The sequence below is a fragment of the Rheinheimera baltica genome (assembly GCF_030731985.1).
Taxonomy (GTDB): Bacteria; Pseudomonadota; Gammaproteobacteria; order Enterobacterales; family Alteromonadaceae; genus Alishewanella; species Alishewanella baltica.
Genome location: NZ_JAPJDY010000009.1, coordinates 20,033 through 36,549, shown reverse-complemented (window position 1 = coordinate 36,549; position 16,517 = coordinate 20,033). Strand labels below are relative to the sequence as shown.

Sequence of the window (16,517 nt, the reverse complement as noted above, 5' to 3'; positions counted from 1 at the left end):
TCCTAACTGATCACTGAATTGTGCTGCAGTGTCGCCCGCTGAATATACGACAACTGCTGCTGATATAAGCGTTGCAACTGCGCTAACAGCTGCGGTTCATCCGGATAAAATTGTAGTGCCCCTCGCACCTGCGCTATGGCCTGGTCCCATACCTGCAATTGTTGCTGCCAGTTATCAAACCCCTCATTTACTTCTGCCATTTGGCTTAACTGGCGGGCTTTTTGCTGCTCAAACACTTGCAATAGCATCAGCTCTGCTGTGGGCATTTTCGCCAGGCTGCTCTCAGGTGCGGAAGGTAACAATAAAAGTTGCCAGCCCATTACACTGACCAAACCCAACATGGCTGCTGTTGCCCATGTCCATTGCCTGAATTTCCCGGCCTTGCCGGGTGATGTCAGCCGACTTTCAATCTCCGGCCACAAGTTACGTTCGGGTGTTATTTGCTGTGTCAGGCCCTTAATAGCCTGGTCAAGTTGCTGTTCATTCATCAGCTAACCACTCCTGTAACAATTGTCTGGCCCTAAAATACTGCGCTTTAGAGGTACCCTCTTTAATGCCAAGCAGCCTGGCAATCTCCTGATGCTGATAACCTTCCAGCGCAAACAGCACAAATACGGCACGCGCTTGCGGTGGTAGGCGCTGTATGGCCTGCTCTAAAGGCACATCTTCACTACTGCAAGCAACTGTTTGCTCGATAAGCTCGTTCTGTGTGTCGCTGCTGTCGGTTAAACGCAGATATTTTTCACCGCGCCATAAATCAATTGCTGTGCGGGTGGCAATACTGTGTAACCAGGTCGCAAAACTGCAGTCGCCACGAAAAGCAGGCAACTGCTGCCAAACCTTAATAAACACGTCCTGACAGGCATCTTCCGCCTTTTGCCTGTTTGCCAAAAGTCGCCAGCAAATAGCATATACCCGACCGACAAACTGCTGATAAACATGATGAAATGCTTGCTTATCGCCGTGTTTTGCTGCCGCGATTGCCTGCGCAATCTCCATTGCCATAAACGCCCTTAGTGGGTTCGGAATATCTTATTCAGAACATCTTTTTTGTTTGTATTGTCAGCTTAGTCGGTAGGGTAATTCGAAAGGTTTAAAGGTGAGTAAAATTTTTTTAAAAAAGAAATTCGGGAGCTTAGCTCCCGACACTAAATAGTGCTGAAATAATCCAGGAAGGAAGGTGTAACTGCAACCATTATGCGCGAAATTGATTTCAGTTTTGTTACTGTCTGGGGAAGCTTTGATGAAGCTGGATTATCCGGCGAAAAAAAACCGGGTAAAACCCGGTTGAAGAAAAAGCACTAGTTTTCTACGTGCAGTGCACGTAAGAAGGAACAAATTGCCGTTGAAGGCCATTGCAGTATTACGCTATTTTGTTACAACACAATGATTTATTTGCGACAGATCAGTTACCATTACCAGCTTACCTTGAAATGAGTAAACGTTGTGACACAACATAAACAAGCAGAACAGCATCGGCTTGCAAAGTGGATTGCCCGCAGCGGCTTTTGCTCCCGCCGTGCTGCAGAACGTCTTATTACCGCTGGCAGAGTATCCGTTAATAATACACTGGCAGGACACACGCTACAGGTGTCACAACACGACCTTGTCTGTATTGACCAACAGCCGTTAGCTGCGCCGCCTCCTTTACACTACGTGCTGTACCACAAGCCTGTAGGGATAGACTGCAATGTCAAAGCTGACAATCCTGCTAGCCTTTATCAGCTAATACACCATTTACCACATCGGCTATTTGCTGTTGGCCGGCTGGATAAAGACTCCAGCGGTTTATTGCTGCTCACCAACGATGGAGCCCTGAGCCAGCAGTTAATGCATCCCGATTTTCTGCATGAAAAAGCTTATCTGGTAGAGACGGATAAAAGCATTGATGCACAGTTTATTCAGCAAATGGCATCAGGTGTAAGTTGGCAAGTGGGTGAACGGCACTATCAGTCCCGCCCCTGTAACGTGATTGCCCTTGGCGAAAAACAATTCCACATTACTTTGACACAAGGCCTACATCGGCAAATTCGTTATATGAGTAAGGCCTGTGGTTACAAAGTTACGGCATTAAAACGCATCCGCCTAGACTGTATTGAACTGGGTAATTTAGCCGTTGGTGCTATGCGCGACCTTACCGCATCAGAACTTCAGCAATTGCAGGCGCTTCGCCTTAACGTACAGCCAGATACAGAGCAATAGTGTCACGCCATACATTAGCTCTGCGCCAATAACCACACCTTGCCAACCTAACCACTGCCAAAAGGGCTGCAGGTAAATGCCGCCGGTACTGGCACCAACATAATAAAACACCAGATACAATGCGCTGGCACTGGCTTTAGCGCGGCTAGCGCAGTGATTAACCCAACTGCTGGCTAACGAGTGGCATAAAAAGAAGCCAAAAGCGTTAATAAAAAAGCCCAGAACAATACTAACTAAGCTGCTATGTAAGGTAAATAAAGTACCCAACATCAATATCACCACGCCAGCGGCCATGCCCAGTGGCGGCGCTATTTTCAGCGCAACCTTGCCTGACAAGGCTGAACCTAAAGTGCCCGTAAAATAGGTTACAAATAGCAGCCCAATCCAAACGCTACTGAGCGAGTAAGGCGTGTCTGAAAGGACAAAGGAAATATAGGTGTATTGATTTAGAAAAATAAAGAAATTTAAACCACCAATCAGGAATGTCAGCAACAGTAAGGGCTGCTTAAGGTGATACAGATTATCGGTAAGCGCCTGCTTAGCGCTAAAATGCCTGGTACTAAAACGCGCCGCACTGGGTAAAAAACGCCAGACAAAATAACAACTTAACAGACTAAGCAATGCTACCGGCCAAAATACCCATTGCCAATGCCCAATATCGGCCAGCGCGCCAGCCATTAAACGCCCACTGATGCCGCCCAGCGAATTGGCACTGATGTAGTACCCCACTGCCGCGACCACCGCAGGCTTAGTAAACTCCTCGCCCATATAGGCGATCGCAATGGCCGGTAACCCACCCAGAAAAAAGCCTTGAAGCGCGCGCCACAATAGCAAAGCAGTAAAGCTTTCTACCTGTGTTAATGCCAATGTCGTCAATGTCATGCCAGACAGGGTAAACAGCAACAGTTTTTTCCGGCCCCAGGCATCAGACAACGCCGCATAGACTAAAAGCGATAAGCCGAGGCTAAGCGTACCTATGGTATAAGCCCAGTTGGTTTGAAGTGGCGTAAGATTAAAATCGCGACTGAGCACCGGCAGTAAAGGCTGTAATAAATGCAGGTTGGCAAATACCACCACTGCCGCCAGACACAAGGCAAAGGTGGCACGATAAAACGCCGGGCTTTTATACTCAATCAAACATTTCACCCTGACAACAAACCACCGAGCGCTTAGTATAAAGCCATTTGACTACGCTTAGAAGGTCGCATTAGGTTATCACAGCTTGTATCATCAGCGTTTTAGCTTGAGGTTATCTCGTATGCTGGCGGTGTTTTTTAATCTGTCGCGCCAACGTCAAATTGCGGCTATTGCGCTGCCGATGGTGCTGTCTAATCTCTGTGTGCCGCTGCTTGGCTTAGTTGATACTGCCGTCGTTGGCCATTTAAATGATGCACGCTATTTGGGCGGGGTTGCACTGGGTGGCAGCGTGATCAGCTTAGTGTATTTTTTATTTAGCTTTTTACGCATGAGTACGACAGGGCTTACCGCTCAGGCGCATGGTCGCAATAGCGAAGCTGAAACAATCCATTGTTTACAACAAGGCATTTCGCTGGCATTAGTTCTTAGTATCGTGTTGTTGTGCGCACAGCAGCCCATAGCGCAATTACTTATCTACTTTAGTGACGCTAGCACCGACGTGACATCACAAGCGGTTATTTACTTTAAACTTCGGATTTGGAGTGCTCCCGCCACCTTGGTTAATTTAGTACTTATGGGCTGGTTTCTTGGCAAGCAAAATGCGCGTTACCCCATGTGGATGTTACTGTGGGGCAACATTATCAACATTGTACTTGATCTGTTGTTTGTCATGGGGTTGGACTGGACCACTGAGGGTGTTGCTTTGGCTTCGGTACTGGCCGATTATGCGACGTTATTGCTGGCGATGTATTTACTACACAAAAGTGCTGGTGCGCAAATATTTTCAGCACTTAAACCGCGTGCTTTTAACTTACAAGGCAGTCGTCAGCTGCTGGCATTAAACCGGGATATTTTTTTACGCAGCCTGTGTTTACAAGCCGTGTTTGTCTTTATTGCCTTTCAGGGCGCTACCTATGGCGACAATATTGTCGCCGCTAATGCCGTACTACTGAGCTTTTTAATGCTGGTCTCCTATGCATTGGATGGCCTGGCCTATGCTGCAGAGAGTTTGGTCGGCCGTGCTATTGGCCGTAATAATGTAACCGAACTCAGCGCCAATCTTGGCATTCTTGCACTATGGTGTCTTATCCTTTCGTTACTCTTTAGCCTGAGCTATGCGCTGCTTGGCCATAACTTTGTTGCGCTGTTAACCAGTATTGTTAGCGTGCAACAACAGGCGGCTCAGTACCTAAATTGGATGATACTGCTACCACTGGTCGCCAGTTGGGCGTATTTATTGGATGGCGTATTTATTGGTGCTACTCAAGGCAAACAACTGCGCAACAGTATGCTGTTAGCTTTGCTTGGGTTTATGCTGTGTTTTTACCTGCTTTCGCACTGGCAAAACCATGCTTTGTGGGCTGCATTATGTGTATTTATGGCCTTACGCAGTGTCATACTGGCTTATTACCTGCTTCAGCAATGGCGGCAACAACTCTTTTTTGGTATTCGATTAAAATCAGCTAATGTTTAGCCCGTCGCTGCCGATAAGCAGTAACGGGCTATACTTAACTCAGTGTTTATATGCCAGATTAATCAGGAGCTGCACTATGTCGATCACTTCCAGCAACAATGCCTCTGTCGTCGGCATTAACAAGCGAAATGCTAACGCCGTAAAAACCGATCAGGTTCCGGTCGAGAGCGATAAAGCCCAGGCGAAAAAAGCACAGAATGTGGCCATATTGCGGGCAAATGAAGAAGTCTCGCTGCGCAGTAACAACGATTCATTAAGTTTATTATTTAAAACCGCTTTAGAGGGTATCAATGCCGAGTTAGAGCCAGTGTTGGGCGAAAACGCAGCGCAAAAAGTGTATGACTCGGGGATTGATACCTCGCCTGAAGCCACGGCAGATCGCATAACGGCCTACGCCACAGCATTTTATAGCCGCTATAAAGAACTAGACCCCGACACAGCTGAAGAACAGCGGCTAGACAACTTTATGAGCTTGATAAGCGAAGGCATTGAAAAAGGCTTTGCAGACGCCAAGGATATTTTAACCAGCTTGAAGGTGTTTGAAGGTGATATTGAATCTGATGTAGACAAGACCTATGGTCTGGTAATGCAAGGGCTGCAAAACTTTAGAGAAAAAATGCTTGAGCTGGCCGCCAATCCTCCAGCGCAAGATGATAACGGCAGTGATAAGCCAGTTGAAAATGAACTAACTGACAAGACCAATAACGTCATCAACAACCCAAAAGCCTAAACGCTATCCGGCGGCTGATAGCTTATTACTTTTCAGCCGCTTCAATTTTTGCCAAACGGGTGACCAACAGCTGGTCAATCTTATAGCTATCAATATCAACCACTTCAAACTTATAGCCGCCGTGCAAAACAAAGTCGGTACGTTTTGGAATTTTCCGCAACGTAAACATCATAAAACCGGCGATAGTTTCATAGCTCTCGGGGTTAGGGAAATTATCAATATCCAACACCCGCATGACATCTTGTAACGGCGTTAACCCCTCAACCAGCCAGGAGTTCGCATCACGAGCCACTATCTGCTCTTCTTCTGAGCTCACCAGTTCTCCCATCACAATACTCATTACGTCTTTCAGGGTTATTATGCCTACTACTAAGGCGTATTCATTCATGATGATGGCAAAATCAACGCCGGCTGATTTAAAGTGCTCTAAAACTTCATAAAGCGATAAGGTGTCAGGAATAATCAGCGGTGCCCGTACTATACCCTCTTTTTTTAATGAAATAGGCTGGTCATGTAGTACCTGTAGCAAGATATCACGCGTATCAACGTACCCAATGACTTTGTCCAAAACGCCATCCACCACCAAAAATTTAGCATGCGGATGCTCTGCAAGTTTCGTTTTAATGTTGTCCTGCGATTCATTCAGCGTAAAGAAAATTAAGCTTTCACGCGCCGTCATAGCCGATGTTACTGTGCGTGATTCCATATCGAACACGTTTTCCAACAATTGGTGTTCATGCTCTTGCAATACACCGGCTTGGGCGCCAGCTTCCATCATGGCAATGATATCGTCGGGTGTAATATCATCTTTGCGCATCGTTGGCACATTAAACAAACTGAAAAACAGGTTGGCCAGGCTATTAAATAACCAGACTAAGGGTTTGAATACAGTAATAAGAAACAGCATTGGCGACACCACTCGGGTGGCAATTTTTTCTGGCGCAATCATGGCCAGGCGCTTTGGCATAAGATCGGCAAACAAAATAAATAAGGCTGTAACAAAAAACACTGACACAGCAAAACCAATATTGGCCGCGAGAGTCGGGCTAAAAAACAAAGAAAATAAGGCGGTAAAATAAGGGGTAAAGGCTGACTCACCTAAAATACCACCCAAAATCGCTACGGCATTTAAACCAATTTGGACAATAGTAAAAAAGTTACCCGGATGCTCCTGCAAATCCAGCACCTTGGCAGCATTAATATCGCCTTCGGTGGCCATTAAACGCAACCGCATCTTGCGGGATGCCGCTAGTGCAATTTCAGATACGGAGAAGAATGCACTGCTGCCCACCAGTAATAACATCAGTAGCATATATTCCAGTGTAGTCATGGTATCTCCTTGGCATTTTTCGCAACGGACGCAGCTTACTTAAACGCCGCTATTATAGCGCTTGTTGTCGCTAAACATTGCTAACTATCTGAAAATATTCATCGTATAATGCTTTTTTTTTACTCCTCATCCTAAAAGCTTGGCTATAATTTTGCAGCAACCCCCTTTAATTGGAGAATCCAATGTTAAAAACAGTACTCTGTGTTAGTGCTTTATTCTTAGTTTCTTCGTTGTCTACGGTGCAAGCAAATGAACAATTGGCAGGCACTATGTGCGGTTATGTTAAAGACGATAACCGCAATCAGCTACGTAAGCTGTTGTCAGATAATAAACTAAACCTACGCAATATTTTTGATAGCATATCCTGCAACAACGAAAATATGCTGCAGTTCGCTATTAGAAGTGACGCCTATGAATCAGGTACCTTTATTGTAAAACAAATGCCGTCTAAAACCTTAGCCGCGTTTGATTATCCACAATGGGCTGATGCAAATGGCTTTGCTTCATCGCCATTGGTAAACGAAATACGTACACGCATTGGTGAATAGCCTGCTGGTTGCCGGGCTGAAAATGTTTAACTAACTTAAGCGCCGTTATGGCGCTTTTTTTATGTTCGCTTTTCATTTGATATATATCAAACCAACTATGAAGTTATCAGCTAAGCTTGCTACACCTTGTTTACATCGTAAGAGCGGCTTGTGTGTAAATTGCTTAGCATCGTATTGGCGGGCGGCACAGGTAGCCGTTTAAGGCCGCTGACACAAAAACAGTGTAAGCCTGCGCTAGCTTTTGCGTACCAGCGCAGAATTATTGATTTTGTGTTAAGTAATTTATGGCACTCTGGCTTTCACCAGGTCATGGTGCTAACACAATACCGCCCTGCAGCTTTACACCGGCATTTAAACACCTTTTGGCAGCCTCGCTTTAACCGTGATGGCCAGTTAAAAGTGCATCAGGCGCCATCGCATCTTCAGCAAGGTACAGCCGGTGCCGTCGCTAGCTTACTTGACGTTATTCAACACTATCACGCCGATGTTATTGCCATTCTAAGTGCTGATCATATTTATAAAATGGATTATCGCCAGATGCTGGCGTTTCATCAACACCATAAAGCAGCCGTTACCGTTGCCGCAGTCGCCGTACCGGTCTCGCATGCTCATCAATTTGGCATTATTACAACCGACAAGCAGCAAAGAGTTTGTGGTTTTGCTGAAAAACCGAGTGGTAACATTAAGCAGATAAAAAACAAGCCGGGTTATGCTCTTGCGTCAATGGGTAATTATTTATTTAATGCTAACTATCTGTGTCAACTTTTAGCCAAGCTTGCTTCAGATAAACCTCACGATTTTGGCCATGACATCCTGCCAAAACTATTTAACCAGCAACAAGCCTGTGTATACGACTTTAGCAATAACACCATTCCCGGCCAGCAAAGCCTGCCCCAGTATTGGCAAGATGTCGGTACGCTGTCAGCCTATTTCCAAAGTAAACTGGATATTCTACACCACCCCGAATGGCTTGAGGGTAACACGCAGTTATGGCCGATTCTTGCATCAGAGTTACCCAAATCAAACACTAAACACTGTGTCAGCAAACTGCAAAGAAATAGCCTGGATTTAGCTCATCCGCTTTATTTTTAAGCTGCCAGATACGTAATTTCCGTGCAATTACCTCTTGCCGATAAAAATAAAGCTGTTTATGCTAACCACACTTAGCTTGTCGGAGTGCTGCACAAACCTGGTTTGTCAGCTGAGACCGCCTCTGGGCGGAATCCGTGGAACCTGAACAGGATAATACCTGCGGAGGGAACAAGAGCGCCAACACCGTCACAGATCCGTCTGCGTGTTGGTGCATTCTTTCAGTTCATCGTCAGATGAGCGTCCACGCTTTTCCCAAGCTCTGTTGAAAATTAACTATTTAATTATTTCATCGGAGTCTTTATGTCAAAACCACACAATCGCCGTTCCGCCCGCGCTGACGCTGAACAATATATTTTGCAGCGTCAAGGCCAACCCTATCCTGCCAGTCGTAAAATCTACATTGCTGGCAGCAATGCCGGTGTTAACGTCGCCATGCGCGAAATTGCGCTACAAGACAGTGTTATTGGCGGCAGTAACGTTGCCCCCCTGTTACAGGCTAATGCGCCGGTACGGGTGTACGACACGTCTGGGCCTTACTCGTGTGCAGATGCTGACATTAATATCCGCAAGGGCTTAGCCCCCTTGCGGCAAAACTGGATTACCCAGCGCGGTGACACTGAGATAATTCAAGACTTTAGTTCGGCCTACTCCCGCCAGCAATGGCAAGATGACAGCCTGCAGGCACTGCGTTTTGAGCAACAGGCTCCACGACGCAAAGCCAGCGGAAACTCACCAGTTACTCAACTGGCCTATGCCCGTCGGGGCATTATCACGCCAGAAATGGAATACGTCGCCATTCGGGAAAACTTAGGCCGAGCCAACGCAGAGGCCGCAGCGGATGCCAGAATACAGCACCAGGGGCAAAGCTTTGGCGCAACCCTACCACAGCAAATTACTGCCGAGTTTGTCCGACAGGAAATTGCGGCTGGCCGCGCCATATTACCTGCCAATATTAATCATCCAGAGCTAGAGCCGATGATTATTGGCCGTAACTTCCTGGTAAAAGTTAATGCCAATATAGGCAATTCGGCGGTTAGCTCTTCAATTGAAGAAGAAGTGGAAAAGCTCTTGTGGGCCACACGCTGGGGCGCAGATACGGTAATGGACTTATCTACCGGCCGCTATATTCATCAAACCCGCGAGTGGATTATCCGTAACAGCCCGGTACCCATTGGTACTGTGCCCCTGTATCAGGCGTTAGAAAAAGTTGGCGGCATAGCGGAAAATCTGACCTGGGATTTATTTCGCGACACCCTGATTGAACAAGCAGAACAAGGCGTTGACTATTTTACTATCCACGCCGGCGTGCGGCTGGCCTACGTGCCACTTACAGCAAAACGCTTAACCGGTATCGTGTCACGCGGTGGGTCTATTATGGCCAAATGGTGTTTAGCACATCATCAGGAAAACTTTCTCTACCAGCATTTTGATGATATCTGCGACATTATGCGCGCTTATGACATCAGTTTTAGCCTGGGTGATGGCCTGCGTCCGGGGTCTATCGCCGACGCCAATGATGAGGCGCAGTTTGCTGAGCTAAAGACCTTAGGAGAACTAACACACCGCGCCTGGGCAAAGGAGGTACAGGTCATGGTTGAGGGCCCTGGACACGTGCCCATGCAACTGATCCGCGAAAACATGCAGTTACAGCAGGAATACTGCGCTGATGCACCTTTTTACACCTTAGGGCCACTGACCACCGACATTGCCCCTGGTTATGATCATCTAACATCCGCCATTGGCGCCGCGCAAATTGGGTGGTACGGCTGTGCCATGCTGTGCTACGTCACGCCAAAAGAACACCTGGGCTTGCCAGATAAGAACGATGTAAAAGAAGGTTTAATTGCCTACAAAATTGCAGCACATGCCGCCGATTTAGCCAAAGGCCACCCTGGTGCGCAACTGCGTGATGATGCCCTGTCTAAAGCCCGGTTTGAATTTCGCTGGCAGGACCAATTTAATTTAAGCCTGGATCCTGAACGCGCACGCGACTATCACGACCAAACCTTGCCGCAGGAATCTGGCAAAGTTGCTCATTTTTGTTCTATGTGCGGGCCGAAATTTTGTTCGATGAAAATTAGTCAGGATGTACGCGACTATGCAGAGAAAATAGCGGTGCAACAACTAGATGCCGAACAAGGTATGCAAACCAAAGCCCGCCAATTCAGACAGCATGGCGCCGCCTTGTATCACAAAGCCGATACAGAGCTTGATGGAGATTAAACATGCGCCCACAGTTGATTATAGCGGGTGGCGGCTTGATGGGGCGCCTTTGTGCGCTGGCGTTATCTGAACCAAATCTATGGCCTGCAACACCTCGCATTCGGTTGTTAGAACAAGGTAATTTCAGCCCCAATACAGCAGCGTTTCAAAACGCTGCTGCTCACGTTGCTGCAGCGATGCTAGCGCCATTGGCAGAGTCAGTATTGCTTGACTCGTCACTAGTGGATTTGGCTTATCGCAGCATCGCGCTGTGGCACAATCTACAACAGCAACTGCCCGATTTTGCCTTACAGCAGCGAGGTTCAATACTATTAGCTCATCCGCAACAGCAACATCTGTTACAGCATTTTGTCAGCCAAATAAAACATCATGCGCAATACCAGCCACAATGGCTAAACAAAACAGAGCTAGCCGCTTTAGAACCTGCATTGGCGGATCGCTTTTTACATAGCTGCTTGTTGCCGGCAGAAGGCCAGCTGGACAATCAAGCATTTATGTCGTTAAGCCTGCAACTACTAAAGCAACGTGGAGTGTCGTTGGAGGCGCAATCTCACGTCGACATGCAGGCCAATCAACTACGTTGTAACGGTAAACTGCAATCGGCCGACCTGATTATCGACTGCCGTGGTTTAGGCGCCAAGCCGCAAATTAGTGCGTTAAGAGCCGTTCGTGGTGAGGTATTACGCGTGCGGTCAACCGCGGTTAAACTATCGCGCCCGGTGCGGCTCTTACACCCTCGTTATGCTTTGTATATCGCCCCTAAACCTAACAATATTTTTGTTATTGGCGCGACAGAGCTTGAGTCAAACGAGCAAACTGCCCCCTCGGTGCGCTCTGCACTGGAATTATTATCCGCATTGTATGCCATCGACCCGGCGTTTGCCGAAGCTGAAATTTTAAGCCTGCAAGCTTCTGCGCGCCCGGCATTGCCTGACAATAAACCTAACCTGATACAACAACCTGGCGTAATCCGCGTAAATGGCCTACACCGGCATGGTTTTTTATTAGGCCCGGCACTGGCAGAACAGGTCGCACAAGCTGCGATAGCTCAACTGCAGCATAAGGAAGCTGCGCAGTGCTCACCGATGCCTGGCTTACTCAAAGGAGTCAATCAATGACTAAGCTAACCATCTGGTTAAATGGTCAGGCTGAAACCTTAACATCTAACCAGTTAACAGCGCTGCTAACGCGTTTTAACGCGCCATTCGCCGTAGCGTTAAACGGCCATTTTGTCGCAGCAGCTTCCTATGAGGATATTTTGCTACAGGCCGGTGATCAGCTGGATATTGTCAGCCCAATAGCTGGAGGTTAACGATGTCTGAAACACTTGATATTTATGGTACAGCCTTGCCTAGCCGACTGATTCTTGGCACCTCGCTATACCCCAGCCCGGCAATAATGCAGCAAGCAATCACCGCCAGTGGCTGCGCTGCCCTAACGCTCAGTTTGCGCCGACAGGCCCCTGAGCAGCGCGGTGGCGAACAGTTTTGGCAAGGGCTACGCAGTTTTAATCTGCATTTGCTCCCCAACACTGCTGGCTGTCATACGGTACAACAGGCCGTAACACTGGCACAGATGTCGCGGGAAATATTCCATACCAACTGGATTAAGCTAGAGCTAATTGGCGATGACTACAACCTGCAGCCTGATGCTGTTTTACTGTTAAGCGCTGCTGAGCAATTACTCGCAGCAGGTTTTAATGTGCTGCCGTATTGCACCGATGATCTGGTGCTGTGTAAACGCTTGTTTGAACTGGGTTGCAAAGTACTGATGCCCTGGGCCGCGCCCATCGGCACGGGTTTAGGCGTGCTAAACCCATACGCGTTGCGCACCTTAAGAGAGCGACTGCCTGAGGCGACGTTAATCGTGGATGCAGGCTTGGGTTTACCCAGCCATGCTTGCCAGGTAATGGAAATGGGGTTTGATGGTGTGCTATTAAATTCTGCTGTGGCGCTGGCTAAAAAACCGCCATTGATGGCCTTAGCTTTTGCCAACGCGGTACATGCCGGTCGGTCTGCGTTTTTAGCTGGAGCCATGCCACCACAACATTTAGCCAGCCCATCTACCCCGGTACTTGGCATGCCATTTTGGCTGCAGGAGACACAAAATGGACACTGAGCCGCTGCATAACGCCATTATCGTTTGGAGCATCGCAGGCTCTGACAATAGTGCTGGAGCGGGTATTGCCGCCGATATAAAAACGCTACAGAGTTTTTCCAGCAAAACGCAGCCGGTACATTTGTGTACCCTAATCACGGCGGTGACTGCTCAGCACAGCAATGGCGTTGACGCAGTAATGGCGATGCCGGTAACACTGTTACAGCAACAAGCCGACGCATTACTTAAAGACGCTTGCCCGGCCGTGATAAAAATTGGTTTATTGGCAACTGCCGAACACGTGCGTTGGTTAAGCCTGTTGCTGGTTCAACTGCGTCAGCAAAATCCGACATTACTGGTACTTTACGATCCGGTTGCAATAAGCAGTAGCGGTGACAGGTTGGCAGGCGCGACACTGTATCAGGCGGTGTTTAAGTATTTGCTACCTCAATTGGACATACTCACCCCTAATCTGCCAGAACTTTGGGCACTTACACTGCAAGCCCCTGCCCTAAGCCATAAAACAGCGGCACTGCAGCAATTGTTTCAAGCAGGTGTTAAAGCCATCATCGTTAAAGGGGGTCACAGTGCATCGCAAAGTCAGGTAGTTGACGAGCTTTTTATAGCAAGTCCCTTTCGCTATCACGGCCACAGTGCCTATACCCACTATGTCGCCCTTAGCAGCCCGCGCCAGCATCATGCTTTTAGTCGTGGAACTGGTTGTTGCTTTAGTAGCGCAGTGGCAGCGGCATTGGCGCTGGGTTATCCGCTGGAAGATGCTTTTGTGTTGGCAAAAAGTTATATCAACCAGGCGTTGCATCAACCTATTGCCATTAACGCTAACACGGGGTGTCCGGGGCACTACGGCATACCCAGCGACAGCCGCTATTTACCCACATTATCTGAAACTAACCCTGTTGCTGATGTCACGCCCAGTTTAACGCAAGTTACACCATTGACTCTTTCGCCCGCGTTTAAACCGCTAAAAGCCCCGCTGGGGTTGTACGTTATTGTGCCGTCGGTTGAAGCATTAAAACGGGCCTTGGTTGCTGGTGTGAAAACCCTACAGCTGCGGATAAAACAGGCAACAAGTACTCAACTAAAACATGACATTATGCAGGCAATACACCTGTGTCAGCAGCATGATGTGCAACTGTTTATTAATGATCACTGGCAGCTGGCTTTGGAGCTGGGAGCTTATGGTGTGCATCTTGGGCAAGAAGATATCACCACTGCCAATCTGCTGGCTCTGCAACAAGCAGGGCTTAGGCTTGGCGTATCCAGCCATGCCTTTTACAAATTATTGCGGGCACAGCAGCTACAACCAAGCTATATCGCCATTGGTGCAATTTTTAACACCCAAACTAAAAACATGGCGGGTAAAATTCAGGGCCTGCATAAACTTAAATATTACTGCGCGCTATTCAACACAGTTCCACTGGTCGCCATTGGCGGCATTAATGCTGACAATGCCCATCTTGTGCTTGGCAGCGGTATTACGAATTTGGCAATGGTACAAGCCTTTGCTAATGCCACTGAGCCGCAACAATGGGTAAAACAAATGCAGGCATTAATTAGCCAGCACGTTAAAGGAGCACATCATGCTGAGTAACGCTGAGTTTATGCGTTATAGCCGCCAGCTAATGCTGCCTGATATAGCAGAAGCAGGTCAAATTACGTTAAAACAGAGCAAAGTATTGCTGATAGGTTGCGGTGGGCTGGGAAATGCGGCAAGTCAGTATTTGGTGTCCTCCGGTATTGGCCAGCTGACACTGGTCGATGCCGATACTATTGAACTGTCTAATTTGCAGCGCCAAATCCTGTTTCGACAGCAGGATATCGGCCAGAACAAGGCTAAAGTGGCGGCAAAGCAATTACAACAGCTTAACCCGCATGTAAATGTTATTGCCATAGATACGCATTTTAACAGCAACAACGCCACGGCGTTACTTGCCAAACAGCATTGGGTCCTAGACTGTACTGACAACTTTGCCAGTAGGAAGTTGATCAATATGCACTGCCAGCAGCAAGGTATTAGCTTACTCAGCGCAGCCGCAATTGCACAACAAGGCCAGTTAATGCTCTGGCCCTTTGCCCGTCAATCTTACCCGTGCTATCAATGCCTGTTTCCTGATCTGACAGACTCGGCAGGGAGTTGCAGCAGCTTGGGTGTATTAGCGCCGCTGCTTGGTGTTATCGGCTCGCTACAAGCCATGCTGTTAATTCAGCAGATTATTTCTCCCACTTTCAACGCCCGGTTGTGGCAATTTACCGGCACAGCACTTGGGCTAAGCTCGTATCAGGTAAATACCTCGTCTGCTTGTCCCCGCTGCTGTCATCAAACAGAGTGATACCAATGTAATGATTGTTAAACCAGGGCAAACGCCAAGGCCAGGCTGCGGCCACTAAGCACCAGGCTTACCAGTAACACCATGATACCCAGCGCATTTTGCCAACGGCTATTCTTATAATTGCCCAGCATAGTGTGGTTCATTGCCAACAACAAACACAGACAAATCAACGGCAATAAAATACCGTTAGCGACCTGAGCAAACCAAATAACCTTGACCGGTTTAATACCCAGTGAAGACAACAAAACGCCGCTGATAATAATGAGCAACCAGGTAAGACGAAACACCGGTTGCTTTAAATTTAACGGTTTACCCAGAATACCCGATAACGCATAGGCCGCCGCCAACGGGGCAGTAATGGCTGACGACAAACCCGCTGCGATTAACCCCAGCGCCAAACACCAGGTAGCGGCACTGCCAAATAACGGCGTAAGTGCCTGCGCCAGCTGGGTCACATTCTCCAGCGGTTGCTGTTGGCCAAAAAAAGCCGCTGCAGCGGTGGACACAATAGCGATGGAAATTAAACCACCCAGTGGAATGGCCAGCGCAATATCCTGCCGCGCAGCGTGTAAGGCGTCGGCTGTGGATATTGTCGCTTTTGGCCATTTTTGCGCTGATGCAGCTGCATGTAAAAATAACGAATAAGGCACCACAGTAGTGCCAATTAATGCCACCACACTTAGCACTGCACCGCTTGGGATCACCGGCCAAAACGCACCTTGTAACAGTGCAAAAATATCCGGTTTTGTTAGCAACATAGTGCCAATAAACGCCAGACTCATCAGCAACACTAACGCAATTAAACAGCGTTCAATCAGCTTGTACTGACCAAACCATAACACCAAGGCCGCAACAGCCCCGATTAGCAATGCCCAAAGGTTAAGCCCGGTATGGGCTTTCCATGCCAATAACAAGCCGATATCGCCAAACACCGCATCGGCGCCCAGCCCGGCACCGCTGATATTGCCGCCCTGATAAGCACTATTACCCAGCACTATTGCCGCCACCACTAACAATAACAATGGCCAACGCAGCAGAGGATGCTGCACCAGTGCGCGCAGGTTTTCACCCAGCCCACGCCCGGTAACAATGCCCAGCCTGGCAGCCATTTCCTGTAACACCATCGTAGCGAACACCGAAAACAGTAGCGCCCAAACCAGACCATAACCATAGTTAGCACCGGCCAGTGAAGCCGTAACCACCGTACCCGGGCCAATAAACGCCGCAGTAACTAAAGCAGCGGGGCCAAAGAAGGTTTTGTTAGGATTTTTAGTACTTTGCATAAGGCATGACACATAAAATAACCATGGCGCTACCTTAGCATAAGGCAGCG

Annotated in this window: 16 protein-coding genes and 1 riboswitch; of the genes, 11 read left to right on the top strand and 5 right to left on the bottom strand. The window is 48.0% G+C overall.

All coding sequences use genetic code 11. The features are described 5' to 3' along the window. Positions 1-2: 2 nt before the first annotated feature. Positions 3-488 (bottom strand): hypothetical protein, encoded by a 486-nt coding sequence (locus tag ORJ00_RS15100; RefSeq protein ID WP_306140250.1) that lies wholly within the window; start codon positions 486-488, stop codon positions 3-5. Next, on the bottom strand, positions 481-1,005 hold the full coding sequence (locus ORJ00_RS15095) for an RNA polymerase sigma factor (RefSeq protein ID WP_306140249.1): 525 nt from the start codon (positions 1,003-1,005) through the stop codon (positions 481-483). Before ORJ00_RS15095 ends, ORJ00_RS15100 begins: the two co-directional genes overlap by 8 nt. 441 nt (positions 1,006-1,446) lie before the next feature. Between ORJ00_RS15095 and ORJ00_RS15090 the strand changes: the two genes are divergently transcribed. Continuing rightward, a complete protein-coding gene (locus ORJ00_RS15090; protein WP_305976042.1) occupies positions 1,447-2,202 on the top strand; it encodes a pseudouridine synthase in 756 nt (251 codons plus the stop codon). On the opposite strand, the gene ORJ00_RS15085 is transcribed toward ORJ00_RS15090, so the two are convergent. Then, positions 2,143-3,339 carry an MFS transporter gene (locus ORJ00_RS15085; RefSeq protein ID WP_306140248.1) on the bottom strand — a complete coding sequence of 399 codons (1,197 nt, stop codon included), beginning with the start codon at positions 3,337-3,339 and terminating at the stop codon, positions 2,143-2,145. The two genes, ORJ00_RS15090 and ORJ00_RS15085, sit on opposite strands and share 60 nt — an antisense overlap. Positions 3,340-3,445: 106 nt before the next feature. Here ORJ00_RS15085 and ORJ00_RS15080 point away from each other — a divergent pair, with 106 nt between their 5' ends. Both ORJ00_RS15080 and ORJ00_RS15075 read left to right on the top strand, forming a co-directional pair. Beyond that, on the top strand, positions 3,446-4,813 hold the full coding sequence (locus ORJ00_RS15080) for an MATE family efflux transporter (RefSeq protein WP_306140246.1): 1,368 nt from the start codon (positions 3,446-3,448) through the stop codon (positions 4,811-4,813). A 76-nt stretch (positions 4,814-4,889) separates the two neighbouring features. Next, complete coding sequence (locus tag ORJ00_RS15075) at positions 4,890-5,543, top strand: DUF5610 domain-containing protein (RefSeq protein WP_305976048.1); 654 nt, start codon at positions 4,890-4,892, stop codon at positions 5,541-5,543. A 25-nt stretch (positions 5,544-5,568) separates the two neighbouring features. On the opposite strand, the gene paeA is transcribed toward ORJ00_RS15075, so the two are convergent. Then, entirely contained in the window at positions 5,569-6,873 is a 1,305-nt protein-coding gene (gene paeA, locus ORJ00_RS15070) for a polyamine export protein PaeA (RefSeq protein WP_305976050.1), read from the bottom strand. Between the two features lie 182 nt (positions 6,874-7,055). Between paeA and ORJ00_RS15065 the strand changes: the two genes are divergently transcribed. The 8 genes from ORJ00_RS15065 to ORJ00_RS15030 all read left to right on the top strand — a co-directional run bounded on the left by ORJ00_RS15065 (position 7,056) and on the right by ORJ00_RS15030 (position 15,184). Next, positions 7,056-7,421, top strand: a complete 366-nt coding sequence (locus ORJ00_RS15065) for a DUF3718 domain-containing protein (protein ID WP_027672822.1) — start codon at positions 7,056-7,058, stop codon at positions 7,419-7,421. Between the two features lie 150 nt (positions 7,422-7,571). Next, positions 7,572-8,513 (top strand): sugar phosphate nucleotidyltransferase, encoded by a 942-nt coding sequence (locus tag ORJ00_RS15060; protein WP_051220040.1) that lies wholly within the window; start codon positions 7,572-7,574, stop codon positions 8,511-8,513. A 70-nt stretch (positions 8,514-8,583) separates the two neighbouring features. Further along, a riboswitch (TPP riboswitch) is annotated at positions 8,584-8,698 on the top strand. Between the two features lie 115 nt (positions 8,699-8,813). Beyond that, entirely contained in the window at positions 8,814-10,736 is a 1,923-nt protein-coding gene (gene thiC, locus ORJ00_RS15055) for a phosphomethylpyrimidine synthase ThiC (RefSeq protein WP_306140245.1), read from the top strand. 2 nt (positions 10,737-10,738) lie between these two features. Then, positions 10,739-11,854, top strand: coding sequence for an FAD-dependent oxidoreductase (locus ORJ00_RS15050; protein WP_306140244.1), 1,116 nt, complete (start codon positions 10,739-10,741; stop codon positions 11,852-11,854). Next, positions 11,851-12,048, top strand: a complete 198-nt coding sequence (thiS, locus tag ORJ00_RS15045) for a sulfur carrier protein ThiS (RefSeq protein ID WP_306140243.1) — start codon at positions 11,851-11,853, stop codon at positions 12,046-12,048. Before ORJ00_RS15050 ends, thiS begins: the two co-directional genes overlap by 4 nt. A 2-nt stretch (positions 12,049-12,050) precedes the next feature. Beyond that, on the top strand, positions 12,051-12,854 hold the full coding sequence (locus tag ORJ00_RS15040) for a thiazole synthase (RefSeq protein WP_306140242.1): 804 nt from the start codon (positions 12,051-12,053) through the stop codon (positions 12,852-12,854). Further along, positions 12,844-14,445 (top strand): thiamine phosphate synthase, encoded by a 1,602-nt coding sequence (thiE, locus tag ORJ00_RS15035; RefSeq protein WP_306140241.1) that lies wholly within the window; start codon positions 12,844-12,846, stop codon positions 14,443-14,445. The genes ORJ00_RS15040 and thiE overlap by 11 nt, the downstream gene beginning before the upstream one ends. Continuing rightward, a complete protein-coding gene (locus tag ORJ00_RS15030; RefSeq protein ID WP_305977467.1) occupies positions 14,435-15,184 on the top strand; it encodes a HesA/MoeB/ThiF family protein in 750 nt (249 codons plus the stop codon). Before thiE ends, ORJ00_RS15030 begins: the two co-directional genes overlap by 11 nt. 17 nt (positions 15,185-15,201) lie before the next feature. Here ORJ00_RS15030 and ORJ00_RS15025 read toward each other — a convergent pair whose 3' ends face one another. Beyond that, the gene (locus ORJ00_RS15025) at positions 15,202-16,467 is read right to left on the bottom strand and encodes an Nramp family divalent metal transporter (protein WP_306140240.1); all 1,266 of its coding nucleotides are present in this window, start codon (positions 16,465-16,467) and stop codon (positions 15,202-15,204) included. Positions 16,468-16,517: the final 50 nt, after the last annotated feature.

Excerpts from the sequence above, each read along its gene's own strand:
- ORJ00_RS15065 (WP_027672822.1), top strand. The coding sequence starts at position 7,056 with ATGTTAAAAACAGTACTCTGTGTTAGTGCTTTATTCTTAGTTTCTTCG.
- thiS (WP_306140243.1), top strand. The coding sequence starts at position 11,851 with ATGACTAAGCTAACCATCTGGTTAAATGGTCAGGCTGAAACCTTAACA.
- ORJ00_RS15030 (WP_305977467.1), top strand. The coding sequence starts at position 14,435 with ATGCTGAGTAACGCTGAGTTTATGCGTTATAGCCGCCAGCTAATGCTG.
- ORJ00_RS15075 (WP_305976048.1), top strand. The coding sequence starts at position 4,890 with ATGTCGATCACTTCCAGCAACAATGCCTCTGTCGTCGGCATTAACAAG.
- ORJ00_RS15040 (WP_306140242.1), top strand. The coding sequence starts at position 12,051 with ATGTCTGAAACACTTGATATTTATGGTACAGCCTTGCCTAGCCGACTG.
- paeA (WP_305976050.1), bottom strand. The coding sequence starts at position 6,873 with ATGACTACACTGGAATATATGCTACTGATGTTATTACTGGTGGGCAGC.
- ORJ00_RS15100 (WP_306140250.1), bottom strand. The coding sequence starts at position 488 with ATGAATGAACAGCAACTTGACCAGGCTATTAAGGGCCTGACACAGCAA.
- thiE (WP_306140241.1), top strand. The coding sequence starts at position 12,844 with ATGGACACTGAGCCGCTGCATAACGCCATTATCGTTTGGAGCATCGCA.
- thiC (WP_306140245.1), top strand. The coding sequence starts at position 8,814 with ATGTCAAAACCACACAATCGCCGTTCCGCCCGCGCTGACGCTGAACAA.
- ORJ00_RS15050 (WP_306140244.1), top strand. The coding sequence starts at position 10,739 with ATGCGCCCACAGTTGATTATAGCGGGTGGCGGCTTGATGGGGCGCCTT.
- ORJ00_RS15095 (WP_306140249.1), bottom strand. The coding sequence starts at position 1,005 with ATGGCAATGGAGATTGCGCAGGCAATCGCGGCAGCAAAACACGGCGAT.
- ORJ00_RS15025 (WP_306140240.1), bottom strand. The coding sequence starts at position 16,467 with ATGCAAAGTACTAAAAATCCTAACAAAACCTTCTTTGGCCCCGCTGCT.